This window comes from Acrocarpospora pleiomorpha (assembly GCF_009687885.1).
In the GTDB taxonomy this organism is placed as follows: domain Bacteria; phylum Actinomycetota; class Actinomycetes; order Streptosporangiales; family Streptosporangiaceae; genus Acrocarpospora; species Acrocarpospora pleiomorpha.
The window spans coordinates 1-2839 of the sequence record NZ_BLAF01000037.1 but is presented as its reverse complement, the minus strand read 5'-3'; the positions used below and the strand labels follow the sequence as shown (position 1 = coordinate 2839).

The following is a 2839-nucleotide window of genomic DNA, read 5'->3' as shown; positions in this document are numbered from 1 at the left end:
CCCCTCCGCCTCGACCCCAACGCCCTCTGGTCCATCGAAACCTCGATCCGAGTCGCCCACGCCCTCGACGGAACCTCGAATACCTGGAAGACCCCACATCCGGCATACCAGGAATGGCCGCCGTCGCCGCCGAAGCCCCCATGCCCCTCGCCACCAACATGTGCGTAGTGACGTACGACCACCTACCCCCCGCCATCGCCCAATCCGCGATCGGCGTCCTCCTCTCCGACCACCACTACTGGGGCGGACTAGCACGCTCAGTCCAACTCGCCCGCCTCTGCGAAACCTTCGGCATCGCCCTCTCGATGCACTCCAACTCCCACCTGGGCATCAGCCTCGCCGCCATGACCCACCTGGCCGCCGCCGTCCCGAACGTCACCACCGCCTGCGACACCCACACCCCCTGGCAGGACGGCCAGGACGTCATCGCCCCCGGCGCGCTCCGCTTCACCCACGGCTCCGTCCCCGTCCCCACCACCCCCGGCCTAGGCATCGAACTCGACCGAGACGCCCTCGCCATCATGCACGAGCAGTACGTCAAATCCGGCCTCACCGTCCGCGACGACACCGGCTACATACGACGTTTCGACCCCACGTTCCCCACCACGAGGCCCCGCTGGTGAACTTCGGCTACGTCTTCCCCTGGGATATCGTCGGCGACCCCGCCGCCCCCGAACGCCTGGCCGCGACCGGCGTGGACGCGATAGCCCTCGCCGCCTCCTACCACTCCACCCGCGCCGCCACCCCCTTCCACCCCGCCCACCGCGTCCTGGAAGTCCCCCACTCCGCCCTCTACCTCCCCGTACGGCGAGACGCCTACGGCCCCCTAACCCCGAAAAGCCCGTCATGGACCCCACCCGACGCCTACCTCCAAGCCCGGGACGCCCTGAAATCCACCGGCCTCCCCGTCCACGCCTGGACGGTCCTCACCCACAACACCTCCCTCGGCCGCGCCCACCCCGCCCTGACCGTACGCAACGCCTTCGGCGACCCGTACCCGCACGCGCTCTGCCCGTCCCACCCCGACGTCCTCGACTACTGCGCCAACCTGGTCAGCGAGATCATCGACCTAGGCGAACCCGACGGAATCATCCTGGAAGCCTGCGGCCCCATGGGCATCGCCCACCAGTCCGTCCACGACAAAACCGCAGGCGCCGACTGGACCCCCACCCAATCAGCCCTTCTCTCCCTCTGCTTCTGCACCGCCTGCACCCCGAAATATCCCGACACCCTCCAAGCCCAAGTTCGCGCCGCCATCGACACCTCACCCCCCTCCATGGAAGCCGCCCTAGGCGACCTGACCCCCCAACTCAGCGCCCTCCGAACAACCCTCACCACCACGCTCCACACCAGAGTGATCAAGGCCGCCCACAACCACCCCATCCGCCTCCACGCCTCCGCCGACCCCTGGTCAACCGGCTCGTTCTCCCCATTCCCCACCTCCAACCACAGGACGACCACGTCGACGCCTAACCAGCAGCCCGAGCACAGGACGACCACGTCAGCGCCTGATCAGCAGCCCGAGCGCAGGACGACCACGTCAGCGCCTGATCAGCAGCTCGAGCGCAGGACGACCACGTCGGTGCCTGATCAGCAGCTCCCCGGCAGCGCTCTCTTTGCCCCACGCCGCCAGATCACCGACTCCGACCAAGCGCTCACGGGAGTCGTCGCCCCATGCTGGGGAACCGACGAAGAAGCCAGCGCGAACCTCACGGATTTGGCCGGTTCCTGCCGAAAGCTAGGCGCGTACACAACGATCCTGCCCCCGAAAGCCCCCGACCCCGAACAACTCGCCCGCACCTTCACCACCCTCACCCAAGCGGGCGCCAACGAACTCCACCTCTACCATCTCGGCCTAGCCTCACCACCCCGCCTATCCGCACTGACGAGCGCACTACACCTGCTCAAGCCCCAACCCGCCCGCTGACCACGCCAGCCACCCCGAGCCGCCCTTCCAGGTGCCCTTTCCAAACGCGCGGGCCGATCCTTCTTTCCGCTCCACGGCGGCCTTTGGCCAGTCGTCATGCTCGCGGCCATACCGTGCTGCACAGGTCCAGATCGGGAATCCATCCGCGCCTCCGTGGAGGCAACACCGCCCGCGTGGAGGCACCTACCCGCCCGGCGCTGCCATGCGCTTTGCCATCTCCCGGGAACAGCCGCACACCGCCCCGGGTGGCCCTGCACCGGGGAACACGCGACGCGCACGTCCCTCACACAGCGCTCCCGCAGCGCTCCCATGGATCCCGTCCCGCACCAGGGAACAGCACTGACGCGCCACGAAGACAACACCACACCTCACTGACAATTCGCACATATGTGACTACACAAAGTTGCTAATCGAACGTGCGAGCGATATCCTGGCGGAAGGTCGACCAGCCGATCCACGACAGGAGGTGGTCCACGATGACGGCATCGGGTGCAGTCCTGTTCCCTGACCACCGTGCCACCACCTCTTCCCCCACTGATCCCACCCCCTCCTTGGCTGCTTGGGGGGCTGATCGCGGTGCCGAGGAGACTGAGCGGGGTGCCGGTCATGGACGGAGGACCGATCAGGGCGCTGGTCGTGATGCGGGGTGCGGGGATCACCCCGATCGCCCCGATCGCCCCGATCAACCCGATCGCTCTGATTACTCTGGCCGCTCCGATCGTTCTGATCATCCTGGCCGTTCTGATCACCCTGATCCGGGTTTGGCCGGGGCGGCGATACGGGAGTGGCTGCACCAGATCGAGGTGATCGCCGCCGACGACTCGCGGGTGCCCTCCGACGTGGAGTCGGCGATGGCCGAGATCGTGGCCCTGGCGCGGGCGATCGATCGGGCCGAAGCGGCGATCGCCGTTC

At 67.7% G+C, this 2839-nt stretch carries 3 protein-coding genes; all 3 read left to right on the top strand.

All coding sequences use genetic code 11. The features are described 5' to 3' along the window. Nucleotides 1-113: 113 nt before the first annotated feature. The 3 genes from Aple_RS29040 to Aple_RS53650 all read left to right on the top strand — a co-directional run bounded on the left by Aple_RS29040 (nt 114) and on the right by Aple_RS53650 (nt 2734). Nucleotides 114-623 carry an enolase C-terminal domain-like protein gene (locus tag Aple_RS29040; RefSeq protein WP_246264857.1) on the top strand — a complete coding sequence of 170 codons (510 nt, stop codon included), beginning with the start codon at nt 114-116 and terminating at the stop codon, nt 621-623. After that, entirely contained in the window at nt 620-1927 is a 1308-nt protein-coding gene (locus Aple_RS29035; RefSeq protein WP_155347891.1) for a hypothetical protein, read from the top strand. The genes Aple_RS29040 and Aple_RS29035 overlap by 4 nt, the downstream gene beginning before the upstream one ends. 606 nt (nt 1928-2533) lie before the next feature. Further along, the gene (locus Aple_RS53650; RefSeq protein ID WP_218038551.1) at nt 2534-2734 is read left to right on the top strand and encodes a hypothetical protein; all 201 of its coding nucleotides are present in this window, start codon (nt 2534-2536) and stop codon (nt 2732-2734) included. Nucleotides 2735-2839: the final 105 nt, after the last annotated feature.

What these genes read in the sequence shown, in the direction of transcription:
- Aple_RS53650 (WP_218038551.1), top strand. Translation starts at nt 2,534, where the DNA reads ATGGACGGAGGACCGATCAGGGCGCTGGTCGTGATGCGGGGTGCGGGG.
- Aple_RS29040 (WP_246264857.1), top strand. Translation starts at nt 114, where the DNA reads ATGGCCGCCGTCGCCGCCGAAGCCCCCATGCCCCTCGCCACCAACATG.